Origin of the sequence: Agromyces neolithicus, assembly GCF_039529735.1 — a bacterium.
GTDB lineage: Bacteria > Actinomycetota > Actinomycetes > Actinomycetales > Microbacteriaceae > Agromyces > Agromyces neolithicus.
The window spans coordinates 113,337-129,690 of sequence record NZ_BAAANJ010000008.1 but is presented as its reverse complement, the minus strand read 5'-3'; the positions used below and the strand labels follow the sequence as shown (position 1 = coordinate 129,690).

Here is a 16,354-nt window from a genome sequence, read left to right as displayed (position 1 = left end):
CGGTGCCTGCCGGGCATTACGCTGGGCGTATGCAGCGGATCGCCGTCGTCCCAGGATCGTTCGACCCCGTCACGCTCGGCCATCTCGACGTCATCGCACGGGCCGCGGGGCTCTACGACGAGTTGCACGTCGTCGTCGTGCACAACCCCGACAAGTCGGCGCTGCTGCCGATCGCGCAGCGCGTGTCGCTCATCGAGCGCTCCATCGCCGACGCCGGCATCGAGGGCCGCATCGTCGTCGCCTCGTGGAGCATGGGCCTGCTCGTCGACTACTGCACCGACGTCGGGGCATCGGTGCTCGTCAAGGGCATCCGCTCGCAACTCGATGTCGCATACGAGACTCCGATGGCGATCGTCAACCGGCACCTCGCCGGTGTCGAGACCGTCTTCCTGCTGCCCGACCCGGCGAACGCGCATGTCTCGAGCTCGCTCGTGCGCCAGGTCGCCGCGCTCGGCGGCGATGTCGCCCCATACGTGCCGGCCGTCGTCGGTGACTACCTGCAGGCGGCGATGACCCAATGAGCGAGGCGGTCGCAGCTGTGGGCGAGACGCGAGGGCCCGTCGCGTCGGGCGCGACCCTGAGCATCGACGCGGTCGGCTCGCGGGCGGCCGCCATCGTGCAGAACGTCGAAACCGTCATCGCCGGCAAGCGCGAGGCGGTCACCGCGGCGCTGACCGTGGTGCTGGCCGAGGGTCACCTGCTCATCGAAGACGTTCCCGGTGTCGGCAAGACGATGCTCGCGAAGGCGCTCGCACGCTCGGTCGACGCCACCGTCAGCCGCATCCAGTTCACGCCCGACCTGCTGCCCAGCGACGTGACGGGCGTCTCGGTGTTCGACCAGGCGAGCCGCAAGTTCGAGTTCAAGCGCGGCCCGGTGTTCGCGAACCTCGTCATCGGCGACGAGATCAACCGCGCCAGCCCCAAGACGCAGTCGGCGCTGCTCGAGTGCATGGAGGAACGCCAGGTCACCGCCGACGGCACCACCTACCGGCTCGATGCGCCGTTCACGGTCGTGGCGACGCAGAATCCCGTTGAAATGGAGGGCACTTACCCGCTGCCCGAGGCCCAGCGCGACCGGTTCATGGCGCGCATCTCCATGGGCTACCCGTCGTCGGCCGACGAACTGGCGATGCTGGCCACCCGCGAGACCTCGAGCCCGATCGACGACCTCGGCTCAGTCGTCGGGCTCGACGAGCTGCGGGCCATGATCACCGCCGTGCAGCACGTGTTCACGTCGCAACCCGTCAAGGAGTATGCGGTCGAGCTCGCCCGCACCACCCGCGACGACCGCCAGCTGCGCCTCGGGGCGAGCCCCCGCGCGACCCTGCAGCTCATCCGCGCGGCCAAGGCGCACGCGGCGATGCACGGTCGCGACTTCGTGCTCCCCGACGACGTCGACGCACTCGCCGTACCCGTGCTGGCGCACCGCCTCGTGCCCACGAGCCGCGCGCTCGGCAGCCACGACCGCGACAGCGGGCCGCTCATCGACGCCATCGTGCGACGCATCGTAGGAGAGACGCCGGTCCCGGTCGGCAGCGCTCGAAGGAACTGATCATGAAGCGCCCCAGCTTCGCCCGAGTCGCCGCCTGGCCGCGACTCACGAGGCGTGGCGGCGCGCTCGTACTGATGGGAGCCGGGCTCGGGGCGGTGTCGCTCTGGTTCGACCTGCGCGACATCCTGCTGCTTGCATTCGTCGCGATCGCGATGCCGGTGATCGCGGCGCTCTTCGTTTCACTCCGCCCGCCACGGCTCACCGTCTTCCGCACGTTCACTCCGGCGACCATCGCCGCCGGTACGTCCACGTGGGTGGCGCTCTCGGTGAAGAACCGCTCGAAGCGCACGTTCGACGGCGCACACTGGCGTGACCGCGTGCCCGACGACCTCGTCGCCCCGCCCGACACGGTGCTGCCCGCGATCGGGCCGTTCGAACGCATGCTCCCGTCGGGCGACGACACCGTGCACCTCGAGTACCGTCTGCGCGTCTCGCGGCGCGGGGTCTATGCGGTGGGGCCGCTTCGCGTCGGCGTCACCGACCCATTCGCGCTCGCCCGTATCGACCGCGACGTCGGCAACCCCCGCGAGCTCATCGTGACCCCCCGGGTGACGCCGCTCGATGCCGCGCTCGGCACCGCGGCGAGCGTCGATGGCGTGCTGCACGGGCTGCAGCGTCGAACACACCCGAATTCCGACGAGCTGATCGCGCGCGAGTATCGCTACGGCGACCCGCTGCGCCGGGTGAACTGGGCGGCGACAGCCCGCCGCGGCGAGCTGATGGTGCGCGAAGAGGAGCAGCGCGGCGACCCAGAGGCGCGCATCCTGCTCGACACGACGCTGTCGGCACGTGCGCACGGCACGAAGCACGAGTTCGATGACCGCGTGCACGCCGGGTTCGAGCTGGGCATCGAGATCGCTGCCTCGATCGGCATGCACCTGCTCGACCTGGGCTACCAGGTGCGCTGCGACGCGGTCGCAGACCCCGCGCGCGGAGGCATCGCCTCGACGAGCGACGGCGAATACCACATGCCCGGTGGTGACGGCGCGATGCTCGAAGACCTCGCCCGCCTCGAATCGCCGGTGCGCGTCGAATCACCCGAGAGACGTACATCGACGGCGGCATCATCGGCTCCGGCCCGCGCCCGCGAGGCGCGCATGCCGGGATTCGCGGTGCTCGTCGAGCCCGACGAGCACGACGCGGCGACCCTGGTCGCCCTGCGCCCGGGGTTCGAGCCTGCGGTCGCCTTCGTGACCGCGAGCACTTCGACACGGGTCGTCGACACGCTCGAAGACGCCGATTGGCGAGTCGTGCGAGTGCGCAAGCCGACCGAGATCGGCGGGGCCTGGGCCGGCACGGCCGACCCGCGGCGCGGCGCCCGATCGAGGACCGCGCCGGTCACGGTCGCCGCCGACTCGCCCCTGGCGACGCGGCACGCCGATGCGGCCGGGCACGATGGGCGAGCCGATGCGCCCTGACCCGATCGCCCTCTCACGCGGCCAGCGACTTGCGCTCACCGCCGCGTCGTTCCTGCTGATCGCAGTGGCGACGATGGCGCTCGGGCCGCTGATCTCGGGCAGCGGCTGGTGGTGGATGTGCGCCTTCGTGGCGGCGGGCACGCTCTTCGGCGGCGCCGGCCTACGGTCCATCCGCACCCCCGCGTCGCTCGTGCCCGTACTCGAGCTCGTGATCCTGGTATTCCTGCTCACCCTGTTGTTCGGCGGCGCGACGAGCATCGCCCTCATCGTGCCCAGCAACGCCACGTTCACCGAGTTCGGCGAACTGCTCGGTGGTGCCGAGCGCACCATTCAGCAGCAGTCGGTGCCAGCGATCCCCGTGCCGGCGCTCTCGTTCGCGCTCGCGCTCGGCGTCGGGCTGCTCGCGGTCTGCATCGACATTCTCGTGCAGACGGTGCGCATGCCCGCACTCGCCGCCGCTCCCGCGCTGGTGCCGATCCTCATCCCCGGATTCATCATCGAGGCCGGCGCCGAGGCGCCGACCCTTGTGCTCGCCGCGGCGGCCTACCTGCTGATGCTGCGCGTCGACGTGCGGGTGCGGCGCCGTGCCCGAATCGCGACCGGCGACGAAGGTGACGATGCCGCGACGGTGATCTCGCCGGCCCGCGTACCGATCGCGTCGACGCTCGGCGCAACGCTGGGGCTCGCCGGGACCGGCCTCGTCGTCGCCGCCGTGCTGGCCGCAGCGACCCCGAGTATCTCGACGAGCCTGTTGCTCGGCACCGGAAGCCCCGGCTCGATCTTCGGACGTGGCGTCAGCCCCTTCATCGACCTGGGCCGTGATCTACGCCGACCCGATCCCCGACCGGCGTTCCACTACTTCTCGCCCGACGGCGAGCGGCCCTATTTCACCTTGCTGACGCTCGACCGATTCGAAGGCGCCGCGTGGGGGGTCACCGAGGCGCAGATCGACGGCGACAACACCGTCGATGCGATGCCCGAACCAGACGGGCTCTCGAGCGAGGTGGCGACCGAAGAGCATCCGATCGACGTGACCATCGACCAGGTGCGCACGACCTGGCTGCCCGTGCCCTATCCCACGACGCGGGTCGACGGCCTGCGCGGTTCCTGGTTCTGGGAGGACGGATCGCTCACGGTGCGGGGCGTCGATGCCGACACCTCGGGGCAGCAATACCAGGCGAGTTGGCTCGAGATCGACCCGACGCCGTCGCAGCTGCGCAACGCCGATCGCCGGCTTCCCGATGAACTCGCTCCGTTCCTCGCCCTTCCCGACGATCTTCCGCAGGTCATCTCCGACACCGCGGTGCAGGTCGTCGGCTCTGCGGCGACGCCATATGACGCCGCCGTCGCCATCCAGGCGTTCCTGCGTTCGCCCGACTTCGAGTACTCCACCGAGGCGCCGGTCGACGAGGGCTACGACGGTGGTGGGTTCGACGTCATCGCCCAGTTCCTCGAGACCCGTGCGGGCTACTGCGTGCACTTCGCGTCGACCATGGCGGTCATGGCTCGCGAATCAGGCATTCCGGCCCGCATCTCGGTCGGCTACACACAGGGGAGCCCCTCACAGGAGCGCGTCGGCGGGGTGCAGCGCATCGAGGTCGACTCTCACGACCTGCACGCGTGGCCCGAGCTGTACTTCGAAGGGGTCGGGTGGGTGCCGTTCGAACCGACGCCCGGCCGTGGGCTCGTGCCCGACTACTCGCGCCCGGGCGCCGGTCAGAGCGGCAACGAGCCGGTACCGCAGTCGGGCAGTGCGGCGCCGAGCGCGAGCGGCCGCGCTGCGGTCGACCCCGGTGGCGGGCTGGGCGGCACGAGCGGCGGTCTCAGCGCGACCGACAGCTGGTGGCTGCGCGGCGGTGTGGTCGCCCTGCTCGTCGCCGCGGTGCTGCTCGCGCCGGCCGCGTTGCGAGCGGGGCAGCGCGCCAGCCGCTACCGCCGCATCATGCGCGGCGAACGGCCGGCCGATGCCGCATGGGCCGAGCTCACCTCGACCGCACGCGACCTCGGGGTCGACGTGGGCATCGTCGACACGCCGCGCGCAGTGGCATCACGTGTCGCCGACCGCGAGGCGTTCGCCGACGCCGACGCCGAGGCCGCCCTGATCGCGCTTCGCGACGCCGTGGAGCACGAGCGCTACGGTCCTTCCGGGCGCCCCGTCGCAGCCGACCTCGACCTGATCGGGCAGCTCGCCGTCGCACGTGACGCGCTCGCCGCCGATGAGCGAATGGTCGACCGCCTACGGGCCGTGCTGGTGCCCCGCTCGCTCGTCGATCGCGCGCAGTCGGCGTTCGGCGAACGCCAATCCGCGGGCGCGTAGAATCGTCGATCGTGGCCATCAAGCATTCTCCCTACCGACTGAACGTGCGCGACCTCGTCAACCGTCCGGGCGAGATGCGCGAAGAGCAGCTCACCGTTGTCGTCGACGATGCGATGGGCGAGGGTCTCGTGTCGGTTCGCCCCGAATCCGAGATCGATCTCGACGTGCGCCTCGAGTCGGTGCACGAGGGCGTCCTCGTCACCGCCGAGGTCGATGCGACGGCCGAGGGCGAGTGCGGGCGGTGCCTCATCGACATCGCGCTGCCGGTCCAAGTCGAGTTCCAAGAGCTTTTCGCGTATCATTCTGGAGAAGCCATCGAGTATGAGGTTCAAGATGACCACGTGGATCTTGAATCACTCATCCGAGATGCGGTAGTGCTGTCACTGCCGTTCCAGCCGGTGTGCCGACCGGACTGCCCGGGTCTCGACCCCGAGACCGGGCTCCGACTGGCCGATCATCCGGAACTCGTCACCCCTGAGCAGCGCGACCCTCGCTGGGCCGCGCTCGCGGGATTGCAGGCTTCCGAAGACAACGGCACGGAGCACGAATCCGGTGCTGCTCAGCAGAGAGAAGAGAGATAGTCATGGCTGTTCCCAAGCGGAAGAAGTCACGCGCCAACACCCACGCGCGCCGGTCGCAGTGGAAGGCCGAGGTCCCCACGCTCGTCAAGACCGTCGAGAACGGCAAGGTCACCTACAGCCTTCCGCACCGCGCGAAGGTCGTCGAGGACTCGGCGGGAACCCCGCTCTTCCTCGAGTACAAGGGCCGCAAGGTCGCCGACGTCTAGTCGGCCCGAGACGCACCGACGACCGGTCGTGACGCGAACGGAGCGCACGCAGGCTGAAGATCGCACGCTCGACGAGTTGCAGCGCACGCTGCAGGTCGAGATCGATCCGGCGCTGCTGCTGCTCGCGCTCACGCACCGGTCGTTCGCGTACGAGAACGGCGGCATCCCGACGAACGAGCGCCTCGAGTTCCTCGGTGACTCCATCCTCGGGCAGGCGGTCACGGTGCAGCTGTTCCGCGACCATCCCGACCTCGACGAGGGCGAACTGGCCAAGCGCCGCGCGAGCCTCGTCTCGAGTGTCGCGCTGGCCGAGGTCGGCCGCGCGATCGGCGTCGGGCCCTACGTTCGCCTCGGTCGCGGAGAGACGATGACGGGCGGCGCCGACAAGCCGTCGATCCTCGCCGACACGGTCGAGGCGATCATCGGCGCGGTCTACCTCGACGCCGGAGGCGACGCTGCGACCGACCTGGTGCTGCGCCTCATCAGTCCCCTCATGCAAGACCCCACGCGCTTCGGCGCCGCGATGGACCCGAAGACGAGCCTCCAAGAGATCGCGGCGCGCCGCGCAGCACCCCCGCCGTCGTACTCGGTCGTCGAGAGCGGACCCGATCACAACAAGCACTTCGTCGCCACGGTGACCGTCGGCGACCTCGTCGAAGCCTCGGGCGAGGGCTCGAGCAAGAAGCAAGCCGAGATGGCCGCTGCGCTCGAGGCGTGGACCCGCCTCAACCCCACCCGCTGACGTGCCCGAGCTTCCCGAGGTCGAGGTCGTTCGCGCGGGGCTCGCTCCGGCGGTGACCGGCGCGCGCATCGCCGCCGCCGATGTGCTCGACGAACGCGCGCTCACGCGGCACGACCGCACGAGCGGCGCGTTCGAGACGCTCGTCACCGGCGCGCGCATCGACGCCGCCGTGCGCCGGGGAAAGTTCCTCTGGCTGCCGATCGGGGCTGAGCGGGCGATTGTGGGCCATCTCGGCATGAGCGGGCAGATCCTGCTGCGCACGCCCGACCACCCGGGCGACGATCGCCACGCCCGCATCCGACTGCACCTCGAGCACCCCGAACACGGCGAACTCCGAGTCGACTTCGTCGACCAGCGCACTTTCGGCTCGCTGGCGGTCGACCGCCTCGTGCCGACGATCGACGGCGAGGTGGCCGGGTTCTCGGCCGACGTCACGGGTGAGTGGGCGCGCGCCATTCCCACGCAGGTCGCCCACATCGCGCGTGACCCGCTCGACCCGGCATTCTCCGATGCCGGGTTCGTCGCGGCCCTCGCTCGCCGGTCGAGTGGCGTGAAACGGGTGCTGCTCGATCAGGGCGTCATCAGCGGCATCGGCAACATCTACGCCGACGAGTCGCTCTGGGCGGTGCGAATGCATCCCGAGCAGCAGGCCTCGTCGATCAGCGCCAGGCGGTCACGTGAACTCCTCGCCGCCGTGCGCGAGGTGCTCGCCAAGGCACTCGCCGAGGGCGGCACGAGCTTCGACGCCCAATACGTCAACGTCAACGGGGCATCCGGCTACTTCGTGCACTCGCTGAACGCCTACGGACGCGCCGGACTGCCGTGCCCGCGGTGCGGCACGCCGATGGTGCGCGAGCCATTCATGAACCGCTCGTCGCACCGGTGCCCGCGGTGTCAGCGGCAGCGCGCGCCGCGGCGCGCGGCGGCGGCGGGCGCCTGACCGCGCTCGATCCCCAGCCGCTCAGCCGCGCTGGAACTCGGCCGAGAGGCCGTGCGGCTCGAATCCGAGGGCGATGTTGATGGCGAGCATGTGCTCGTTCTCGTCGGCATTCCAGGTGTAGACCGTCGTGCGCTCGGGCGCCACCTCGGCGAGTTGCACGAGGTTCGCGAGCTTCATTCGCATGCCGAGGCCGTGGCCCCGGTGGGCGGCGACGACGAGGGTGTCGGACTGGTAGACGACCCGCTTACCGGGCGGCAGCTCGAGCTCGGTGTACCCGGCGATCGAGCCGTCGGCGGCGACGGCGGCCTGCACGAGCAGGGTGCGCCCACCGCGGGTGGCCTGCGACTCGTGCGCGCGCACGCGATCGGCGTCCCAGTGCTCCTCATCGATCGTCAGGCCGCCGGCGGGCACGTCGAGCACCATGCGTGCGCGTGCCGCCGCGTAACTGTCGACGAGTGCGCCGGGTACGTTGTCGATCCAGCCGACGAGGCGATAGTCGGATGCCCCAGCCTCGCGCCGCGCGGACTCGGTGCGGAACTCCTCGTTGCGGCCGCCGACCTCGAGCGCGCTCGAACGCTCGAGCTGCCCGAGCACGTACCCGTGGCTGGTCGCGAACCGAACGCTCGGCAGGTCGGCTGGGATCGAGGCGTCGCCGTCGGGGGCCGACAGCCGCGGCCCGGGAAGGTCGAGGTCGCTGAGGCGATAGTCGACCCACCCTGTGTTGGTGCTTCTTCCGAGGGCGGTGATCACGCCCTCGGCGTGGTCGAGCAATCTGCTGCCGATTCCCTGACGGCGGTGCGTTGCGGCGACCTCGACGATGACGATGCCGCTCTTCGCGTCGGCATCGCGCTCGCCCCATGTGATCGAACGTCCGACGCACGCATCGCCGTCCCACGCGGCGAAGGCCCGCCTGATCTCGTACGGGTCGTCGCGGTACATCGCGAGCATCTCGGCCGGCGTATAGGCGAACCGGTCGTCTCCCCAGCGCTCGACCTCGATGGCGGTCTGGAGCTCGGCGTAACGCTCGAACTCGGCGGACTCGGGGGTGCCGAGCCGGTCGGGGATCGTGATCGGTCGGATCTCGACCGCCATGGTGGTCTCCTGACGTCGGTGTGCGCTGCCGATCGGACAGCCGTTCAGGCTATCGAGGCGCTCGGTCCACGGCAAGGGCGGCTTCGTTCGCGCACGGCGCGCGTGCGCTTCGCCCGCCCGAACCTCGGCTACCGTAGTCCGCAGCGTTCTCGCGGACAGGGGAGGGTGGGACGTGTACCTCAAGAGCTTGACGCTCAAGGGCTTCAAGTCCTTCGCACAGCCGACCTCGTTCGCGTTCGAACCGGGCGTGACCTGCATCGTCGGCCCCAACGGGTCGGGCAAGTCGAACGTCGTCGACGCGCTCGCCTGGGTCATGGGCGAACAGGGCGCCAAGACGCTGCGCGGCGGCAAGATGGAGGACGTCATCTTCGCGGGCACGTCGACCCGTGGTCCGCTCGGCCGCGCCGAGGTGAGCCTGACGATCGACAACAGCGACGGCGCCCTGCCGATCGAGTACAGCGAGGTCACGATCTCGCGCACGCTGTTCCGCAACGGCGCCAGCGAATACGCCATCAACGGCGAGCAGTGCCGCCTGCTCGACGTGCAGGAGCTGCTGAGCGACTCAGGGCTCGGCCGCGAGATGCACGTCATCGTCGGTCAGGGCCAGCTCGACCAGGTGCTGCGTGCCACCCCAGAAGACCGGCGCGGCTTCATCGAAGAGGCCGCCGGCATTCTCAAGCACCGGCGCCGCAAAGAGAAGACGCTGCGCAAGCTCGATGCCATGCAGGCGAACCTCACGCGCCTCTCCGACCTCGCTGGCGAGATCCGTCGCCAGCTGAAGCCGCTCGGGCGCCAGGCCGAGGTCGCCCGCGAGGCCGCCACGATCGCCGCCGTCGTGCGCGATGCCCGGGCACGGTTGCTCGCCGATGAGGTCGTGGGCCTGCGCCGCGCCCTCGACGCGCACGGCCGCAGCGAGCATGAACGCCACGCCGAGCGGCTGGGACTGCAAGACCAGCTCGAGCGGCACCAGGCCAAGGTCACGCGGCTCGAGGCGGCGCAGTCGGGCGACGACGTCGACCGGGCGCGGTCGACGAGCTTCGCGCTCGAGCAGGCGCAGGGCAACCTGCGGTCGCTCGATTCACTCGCCCGGCAGCGCATCGCACTGCTCGAAAGCGCTTCCGAAGAGACGGATGCCTCGCCGAGCGTCACCCGCGAGATGATCGACAGCGCCGCGGCAGAGCTCGACGACATCCGCGAGAGCGTCGGTGCTGCGGCATCCGCCCTCGACGACACACATGAGGCGACCATGCGCCGCCGCGCCGAACTCGACACCGTCGACGAGGGCATCGCCCGCCAGAGCGCGCTCGTCTCGGCCTACGACCTCGAGCTCTCGAAGCTTGCGGGCCAGGCCGACTCCGCTGCGTCCAAGCTCGCGGCCGTGCGCGGCGAGGTGCTGCGCCACGAGAACGCGCTCGAGGCATCGGCCGAGCGCCGCTCGCGCGCCGCCGCTGCGCTGGCCGAGGCCGAGGCCGCCGCCGACACCCGCGAGACCGCCGAGACCGACCTCGACGAGGCCTACGAGCTCGCACAGGCCGCGGTGTTCGAGGCCGAGGCCGAGATCGAACGCATCCGCGATGAGCTGCACGGGCGCGAGCGCGAGCATGGCGCGCTCGGAGCGCGCACGCAGGCCCTGTCGCTCGCACTCGACCAGAAGGACGGCTCGGCGGCACTCGTGGCGGCCGGTGTCGACGGCGTTCGCGGCCTGCTCGCCGAGGCGATGCAGGTGCAGCCGGGTTACGAGGCCGCCATCGCCGCCGCGCTCGGTTCACTCGCCGACGCCGTGCTCGTCGACGACCGCGAGGCGGCGTACCGCGCGCTCGACCGGGCCGAGACGGGTGAGCTGGGCCGGGTCGCGCTGGCCCTCGCCGATGTCGCATCGAGTGCGGTCGCCGAACCGCTGCCGGAGCTCGACGGACTCACCGCGGCGTCGGCCGTGGTCACTGCACCCCCGGGGGTGCAGGGACTGCTCGCCGAGGTGCTCATCGCCGACGATCTCGCCGCGGCCCGAGCTGCCGAACAGGCGATCGCCGCGTCGACGCGGCCCGCCACCGTGATCACGAAGGACGGCACCGTGATCGGCCGGTTCGTGCTGCGCGGCGGGTCGGGGCAGAAGCAGAGTCGCATCGAGCTCATCGCCGAGCGCGACCACGCGGCGGCGCGCCTCGAAGAGGTGCGCACCGAGATCGAGCGCAGCCGCTTCGAGCTCGCCGAGCAGCGGCAGATCGTCGAGCAGTCGAAGGAGCAATCCAAGCGCGCCCTCGCGGCGCTGAGGGAGTTCGACGCGCAACTCGCCCAGCGCACCGAGCAGCTCAACCGGGCGCGCGTGCAGGCCGAGGCGGCCGAGGCCGACTCCGAGCGCCTACGGCAGGCTGCGGCGAACGCCGAGGAACGTGTCGCCGAGGCCGAGCGCGCCGCCGCCGACGCGAAGCAGGCGCTCGAGCGCGTGCGGGCCACGCCTCGACCGGTACTCGACACTGCGGCTCGCGAGGGCGCGCTCGCGGCGCTCGAGACGGCACGCGAGGCCGAGGTCGAGGCGAAGCTCAGGCTCGAGACCGCGAAGGAGCGGGTGCGGGCCGAAGAGGCGCGCATCCGGGCGATGCAGTCGCAGTTCGATGCCGAGCGCCAGGCAGCGGCCGAAGCCGCACGCCGGGCGGTGATCCGTCGCGCACAGCTCGAGGCCGCGCGCCGGGTGGCCGATGTGCTACCGCAGGCGCTCGCATCGGTCGACGCGTCGGTCGCCGAGGCACGCGTCGCCCTGGGTCGCGCCGAAGCCGAACGGGCGAGCCGCAACGAAGAACTGCAAGCCGTGCGCCGCGACGAGGCTGCGGTCAGGCAGCGCCTGCACGCTGTGACCGAAGACGTGCACGGACTCGAACTGCGCATCTACGAGAAGAAGCTGCACGTCGGTGGGCTCGTCGAGCGCGCCGAGTCCGAGCTCGGCCTCAGTGAAGACGTGCTCATCGCCGAGTACGGCCCCGAGCAGCAGATCCCGGCCGAAGACGAGGGCGGCGAGCCTCGGGCCTTCGAGCGCGGCGAGCAGCAGAAGCGCCTCGCCGCAGCCGAGCGCAAGCTCGCGCAGCTCGGTCGCGTGAACCCGCTCGCCCTCGAGGAGTTCGCTGCCCTCGAGCAGCGCCACCAGTTCCTCAGCGAGCAGCTGACCGACCTCGCGAACACCCGGAAAGACCTCATCACGATCATCGACGAGATCGACACCAAGATGGAGTCGATCTTCCGCAGCGCGTTCGACGACACCCAGGCGGCCTTCGCCGAGGTGTTCCCGGTGCTCTTCCCCGGCGGCGCAGGCAGCATCACGCTCACGAATCCCGACGACATGCTCACGACGGGCATCGAGGTGAGCGTGAAGCCCGCCGGCAAGAAGATCGAGCGGCTCTCGCTGCTCTCGGGCGGCGAGCGCTCGCTCGCTGCGGTCGCGCTGTTGATGGCGATCTTCAAGGCCCGGCCGAGCCCGTTCTACATCATGGACGAGGTCGAGGCCGCGCTCGACGACGCCAACCTCGGCCGCCTGCTCTCGACGTTCGAAGATCTGCGTGACTCGAGCCAGCTCATCGTCATCACCCACCAGAAGCGCACCATGGAGATCGCCGACGCACTGTACGGCGTCTCGATGCGTCAAGACGGCGTCTCCGCGGTCGTCGGCCAGCGCGTGCGCGAGGAGCGCGAGCCGAAGGCGAGCTGACGGATGCCGCAGCGTCGCGTCGCGGCATCCGCTCGTCTCCGAGCCGATCTGCTCGGGTAACCCTGATCGATACGGTCCCGGGGGTTACGGTCGTGCCTCGAAGACCAGGTTGAACGGGGTCTGGGCGGCCACCCGAATGTGTCGGAATCCGGCCGCCTCGATAATGGCCCGGATCCGGGCCTCACCGGCCTGTGCCCCGAGCGCGGATTCGCCACCCTCCGAAAGGGCATGCGGTGTGCAGATGAGGGTGGACATGCCATAGAAGAGCCGGCCCACGGGATTGAGGTTCTCCTCGAGCCGATCGCGCGCCTGCGGCTCCACGATCATCCAGGTGCCCTCAGGCTTGAGCGCGCGTCGTACCCGTCGAGCCGCACCGAGCGGGTCACCCATGTCGTGGAGGCAGTCGAAGTGAGCCACGAGGTCGTAGCCATCGCCTGGGAAGTCGGCCGCGGTGGCGGTCTCGAAGCGCACGCGGTCGCTCAGACCGGCCTGCTCCGCCAGGTCCGACGCACGGGCGATCGATGGCGCGTGGTTGTCATAGCCGACGAACGTGGACGCGGGGAAGGCGCGGGCCATCGCGATGGTGGATGTACCGTGCCCGCAGCCGACATCGGCCACGAGGGCCCCGGCGCGGAGCTTGGGGTCGACTCCATCGAGTGCCGGGATCCAGGCAGCCACGAGTCGCGCATCGTAGATGGCTCCGAAGAACCGCTCTCCGCCCTCGAACAGGCGGGCGTCGTGGTTCTCCCATGCGTAACCCTCCCCGGTCGTGAAGCGCTCGGCGATCATGGGCTCGGCGCGCGTGGCCGCCAAGATCGACTCGAAACCGCCGAGAACGCTGTACGGGCTCGTCTCGTCGGCCAGGGCGATCTGCTGCTCGGGACTGAGCGAGAATCGGCCGCTCTCCGCGTCGTATTCCGCGTATCCGCCGGCCGCGACGGCAGCCAGCCACTCGCGGACGTAGCGCTCGAGAGTGCCGGTTCGCGCCGCGAGTTCGGCAGGGGTGGCGGCTCCAGTGGCCAGCGCACTGAACAGGCCCAGACGATCGCCGATTGAGATCATCGCTGTCGAAAGTGTTGCGCCGAGGTCTCCCATTGCCTTCCCGACCAGCGCCTGAAGTCGAGCCTCGTCAACGACGGGGCGGTCCAGCGTGTCCATGACTGCCACCTTCCTCCTGATGTTCTCGTTGGTGATGGGACCAGCCTTGTGATAAGGAGGACTGTCGGCATCGGGCAGCGCCTTAAGGACGCCTCAGATTCCACAGGCGTCCGTCGAAGCCGGCGTGGACTTCTCCCACGAAGGGAGGCCGGCATGGTCGCCGGAGTAGGGGTCGGGGAGTCACGAGACGGGCGAGCCTCAGCGGGCAGGTCGGCCCTTCCTGCGGACACGACGAGCTTCGTCGGGCGCGGGCGCGAGGTCGATCGCGTCCAGCGACTCCTCGCGGACTCGCGCCTGCTGACGCTGACCGGGCCCGGTGGGATCGGAAAGACGCGTCTGGCCATCGAGGCTGCGCGTCGATCACCGAAGCGCTTCGTGGGCGGCATCTTCTTCGTCGAGCTCGCCGGCCTGCGTGAACCGCAGCTCCTGCTGGCGACGATCGGCCGAGCCATCGGCGTCGGCGAGTTCGATGGATCCTCGACCATCACGGCGGTTGCCGAGCGCCTTGGAAGGCCAGAGACCCTGCTCATCCTCGACAACTTCGAGCACATCGTGAGCGCCAGCCCCGATGTGGCCCGATTGCTCGCGGCGAGCCCGACGCTTCGCGTGCTGGTGACGAGCCGCACTCCGCTGCACCTGGCGGCGGAGCAGGAGTATCTGGTCAGCCCGCTCGAGCTCGCGGGTCCGGAGGCGATGGTCTCGACGGAGATCGCCCGCGGCATCGAATCGCTCGCATTGTTCGCCGAGCGCGCCAGGGCGGTTCGACCCGACTTCGCTCTGACCGAGCGCAGCCTGCATGCGATCGTCGAGATCTGTCGCCGCCTCGATGGCCTGCCCCTCGCAATCGAGCTTGCCGCCGCTCGGATGAAGGTCCTCTCGGCGGAGGCGCTCCTGCATCGCCTGGATCGTCGGCTCCCAGCCCTTGCCACGGGACCTACCGACGTCCCGGATCGGCAGCGTACGGTCCAAGCGACCATCACGTGGAGCTACGAGCTGCTGGACCGAGTGGAACAACATGATCTCAGTCGCCTCGGCGTCTTCGTCGGCGGCTTCACGCTTGCCGCCGCCGCCGACGTACTGGCAGGTTCCGCCGACCGGCCGCACGCCGATGTGCTGGACCAACTGAGTGATCTCGTCGACCAGAGCCTCCTGCAGGTCGAACCGGATGAGAGCGGCTCGGTGCGCTTCGGGATGTTGGAGACCATCCGCCAGTTCGCCCTGGATCAGCTCACGGGCGCAGAACTCATGTCAGTGAGAGACAGTCACCTCGATTTCCACATCGGACTTGCGGAAGTGGTGGAACGAGACGAGCAGGCGGCGCAGTCACACCGGCTCGCCGTGGAGAGCGACAACATCCGCGCCGCCCTCGCCCACGCGCTCGCGCGCGGCGATGGGGAGCGCCTCCTGCGACTGGGCGGCGCGCTCGATCGTCGATTCTGGCTCGCCATCGGAGATCTGGATCTCAGCGAGGCTCGGCGCTGGCTGGAGGCAGGGCTCGTGACAGGCGTGGATGTCTTCGGCCGGGTCCGCGCACGGGCGTTGCAACGGCTCGCTTCGACACACGCCCTCTCATCGGAGCGATGGCTCTCGGCCCTGGACGAAGCGCTGAGCGAGTACGAACGGGCAGGGGACGAGGACGGGATGGCGGAAACGTTGTGTGCGCTCGGGCTGACGGATGTGTACCGCGGAGACTTGGCGACCGCCGATGAACGGCTGCAGCGAGGGCTCGCGCTCGCACGCCGTGCGAGTGCTGGGATCGTGCTCCATGTGGACCTGCTTACTGCACTCGGTCTCCTCGCATACCGGCGAGGCGACGATGGTCTGGGACGCGATCATTTCGAAGTTGCACTCAGACTGGCCCGTCAGTCCGGCGACGCCTCCCGCGTCGCGACGACGCTGGGTCACCTCGGGCACCTGGCCATGACCGAGGCGGACGCCGCGCGCGCCCAGCAGCTGCTCGCCGAAAGCGTGGAACTCGCTCGCACGATCGGCGACCCGGAGTTGCTCACCTCAGTCCTATCGGAACTGGCCTCTGCGCGGCTCGCATCGGGCGAACTCGACACGGCGCGCCTGCTCGTCCTCGATGCAGCACACCTGAGTCGTCGGCTGAACTGGTGGTTCGGGGTCATGGTCCTCGATGCCCTCGCGCAATGGTTCTTCGTCGTCGGCGACGTCGAGGAGGCAGTGCGCTGTCTGTCCGCCGCCGACCGAACCCGGCCGGATACCGAGATGAACTGGGATCCCGAGCGGGTGTCCGCCAGGAACGTCCTGGCAGATCGTGCCAGATCGGCTCTGCATCGTGCAGCGTTCGACGCCGCGTGGGCCACCGCAGAGGTGATGAGCCGTTCCTCCGTCCTGGACCAAGCGGTCAGCGCGATGCGTGCGACAGAAGTCGGGTCTCACGAGCCGGCGAAGCACCGGGCTCGTGTCCACGGTGCCCTCAGTGCGCGGGAGCTCGAAGTGCTCGGCCTGATCGCTGACGGCCGATCCGACGGTGAGATCGCGACGGAGTTGTACATCAGCAAGAAGACGGCCAGCGTCCATGTCGCGCACATCAAGGACAAGCTCGGGGTCGGAAGTCGAGTTGAAATCGCGACAGAGGGCATTCGGCGCGGGCTCGTGAAGCCGTTCATCGTTGGGCAAGGCTGAGC

Annotated in this window: 12 protein-coding genes; 10 read left to right on the top strand and 2 right to left on the bottom strand. The window is 69.9% G+C overall.

Features of this window, described 5'->3' with window-relative positions:
• The first annotated feature begins 29 nt into the window (after positions 1 to 29).
• From coaD to mutM, 8 genes are read left to right on the top strand one after another with little or no spacing between them, the layout of a single operon-like run.
• Complete coding sequence (gene coaD, locus ABD164_RS12200) at positions 30 to 521, top strand: pantetheine-phosphate adenylyltransferase (protein ID WP_344296480.1); 492 nt, start codon at positions 30 to 32, stop codon at positions 519 to 521.
• Complete coding sequence (locus ABD164_RS12195; RefSeq protein WP_344296478.1) at positions 518 to 1,552, top strand: AAA family ATPase; 1,035 nt, start codon at positions 518 to 520, stop codon at positions 1,550 to 1,552. The genes coaD and ABD164_RS12195 overlap by 4 nt, the downstream gene beginning before the upstream one ends.
• A gap of 2 nt (positions 1,553 to 1,554) precedes the next feature.
• The gene (locus tag ABD164_RS12190; protein WP_344296477.1) at positions 1,555 to 2,970 is read left to right on the top strand and encodes a DUF58 domain-containing protein; all 1,416 of its coding nucleotides are present in this window, start codon (positions 1,555 to 1,557) and stop codon (positions 2,968 to 2,970) included.
• Positions 2,960 to 5,287: a transglutaminase TgpA family protein gene (locus tag ABD164_RS12185; RefSeq protein ID WP_344296476.1), complete on the top strand. Its 2,328-nt coding sequence runs from the start codon at positions 2,960 to 2,962 to the stop codon at positions 5,285 to 5,287. Before ABD164_RS12190 ends, ABD164_RS12185 begins: the two co-directional genes overlap by 11 nt.
• Before the next feature lie 11 nt (positions 5,288 to 5,298).
• Positions 5,299 to 5,868, top strand: a complete 570-nt coding sequence (locus ABD164_RS12180; protein WP_344296474.1) for a YceD family protein — start codon at positions 5,299 to 5,301, stop codon at positions 5,866 to 5,868.
• Between the two features lie 2 nt (positions 5,869 to 5,870).
• Complete coding sequence (gene rpmF / locus ABD164_RS12175; protein ID WP_022887809.1) at positions 5,871 to 6,074, top strand: 50S ribosomal protein L32; 204 nt, start codon at positions 5,871 to 5,873, stop codon at positions 6,072 to 6,074.
• Between the two features lie 28 nt (positions 6,075 to 6,102).
• Positions 6,103 to 6,816, top strand: coding sequence for a ribonuclease III (rnc, locus tag ABD164_RS12170; RefSeq protein ID WP_425545945.1), 714 nt, complete (start codon positions 6,103 to 6,105; stop codon positions 6,814 to 6,816).
• Position 6,817: 1 nt separating this feature from the next.
• Entirely contained in the window at positions 6,818 to 7,756 is a 939-nt protein-coding gene (gene mutM, locus ABD164_RS12165; protein ID WP_344296472.1) for a bifunctional DNA-formamidopyrimidine glycosylase/DNA-(apurinic or apyrimidinic site) lyase, read from the top strand.
• A 21-nt stretch (positions 7,757 to 7,777) separates the two neighbouring features.
• Here mutM and ABD164_RS12160 read toward each other — a convergent pair whose 3' ends face one another.
• Complete coding sequence (locus ABD164_RS12160; RefSeq protein WP_344296469.1) at positions 7,778 to 8,848, bottom strand: GNAT family N-acetyltransferase; 1,071 nt, start codon at positions 8,846 to 8,848, stop codon at positions 7,778 to 7,780.
• A 172-nt stretch (positions 8,849 to 9,020) separates the two neighbouring features.
• Here ABD164_RS12160 and smc point away from each other — a divergent pair, with 172 nt between their 5' ends.
• A complete protein-coding gene (smc, locus tag ABD164_RS12155; protein WP_344296468.1) occupies positions 9,021 to 12,545 on the top strand; it encodes a chromosome segregation protein SMC in 3,525 nt (1,174 codons plus the stop codon).
• Positions 12,546 to 12,629: 84 nt separating this feature from the next.
• Here the strand turns inward: smc and ABD164_RS12150 are convergent, their stop codons facing one another.
• A complete protein-coding gene (locus tag ABD164_RS12150) occupies positions 12,630 to 13,703 on the bottom strand; it encodes a class I SAM-dependent methyltransferase (protein WP_344296466.1) in 1,074 nt (357 codons plus the stop codon).
• Positions 13,704 to 13,856: 153 nt separating this feature from the next.
• Between ABD164_RS12150 and ABD164_RS12145 the strand changes: the two genes are divergently transcribed.
• Complete coding sequence (locus tag ABD164_RS12145) at positions 13,857 to 16,352, top strand: LuxR C-terminal-related transcriptional regulator (protein WP_344296464.1); 2,496 nt, start codon at positions 13,857 to 13,859, stop codon at positions 16,350 to 16,352.
• Positions 16,353 to 16,354 lie beyond the last annotated feature (2 nt).

What these genes read in the sequence shown, in the direction of transcription:
- ABD164_RS12185 (WP_344296476.1), top strand. Translation starts at nt 2,960, where the DNA reads ATGCGCCCTGACCCGATCGCCCTCTCACGCGGCCAGCGACTTGCGCTC.
- rpmF (WP_022887809.1), top strand. Translation starts at nt 5,871, where the DNA reads ATGGCTGTTCCCAAGCGGAAGAAGTCACGCGCCAACACCCACGCGCGC.
- ABD164_RS12195 (WP_344296478.1), top strand. Translation starts at nt 518, where the DNA reads ATGAGCGAGGCGGTCGCAGCTGTGGGCGAGACGCGAGGGCCCGTCGCG.
- coaD (WP_344296480.1), top strand. Translation starts at nt 30, where the DNA reads ATGCAGCGGATCGCCGTCGTCCCAGGATCGTTCGACCCCGTCACGCTC.
- ABD164_RS12150 (WP_344296466.1), bottom strand. Translation starts at nt 13,703, where the DNA reads ATGGACACGCTGGACCGCCCCGTCGTTGACGAGGCTCGACTTCAGGCG.
- ABD164_RS12145 (WP_344296464.1), top strand. Translation starts at nt 13,857, where the DNA reads ATGGTCGCCGGAGTAGGGGTCGGGGAGTCACGAGACGGGCGAGCCTCA.
- ABD164_RS12160 (WP_344296469.1), bottom strand. Translation starts at nt 8,848, where the DNA reads ATGGCGGTCGAGATCCGACCGATCACGATCCCCGACCGGCTCGGCACC.
- ABD164_RS12190 (WP_344296477.1), top strand. Translation starts at nt 1,555, where the DNA reads ATGAAGCGCCCCAGCTTCGCCCGAGTCGCCGCCTGGCCGCGACTCACG.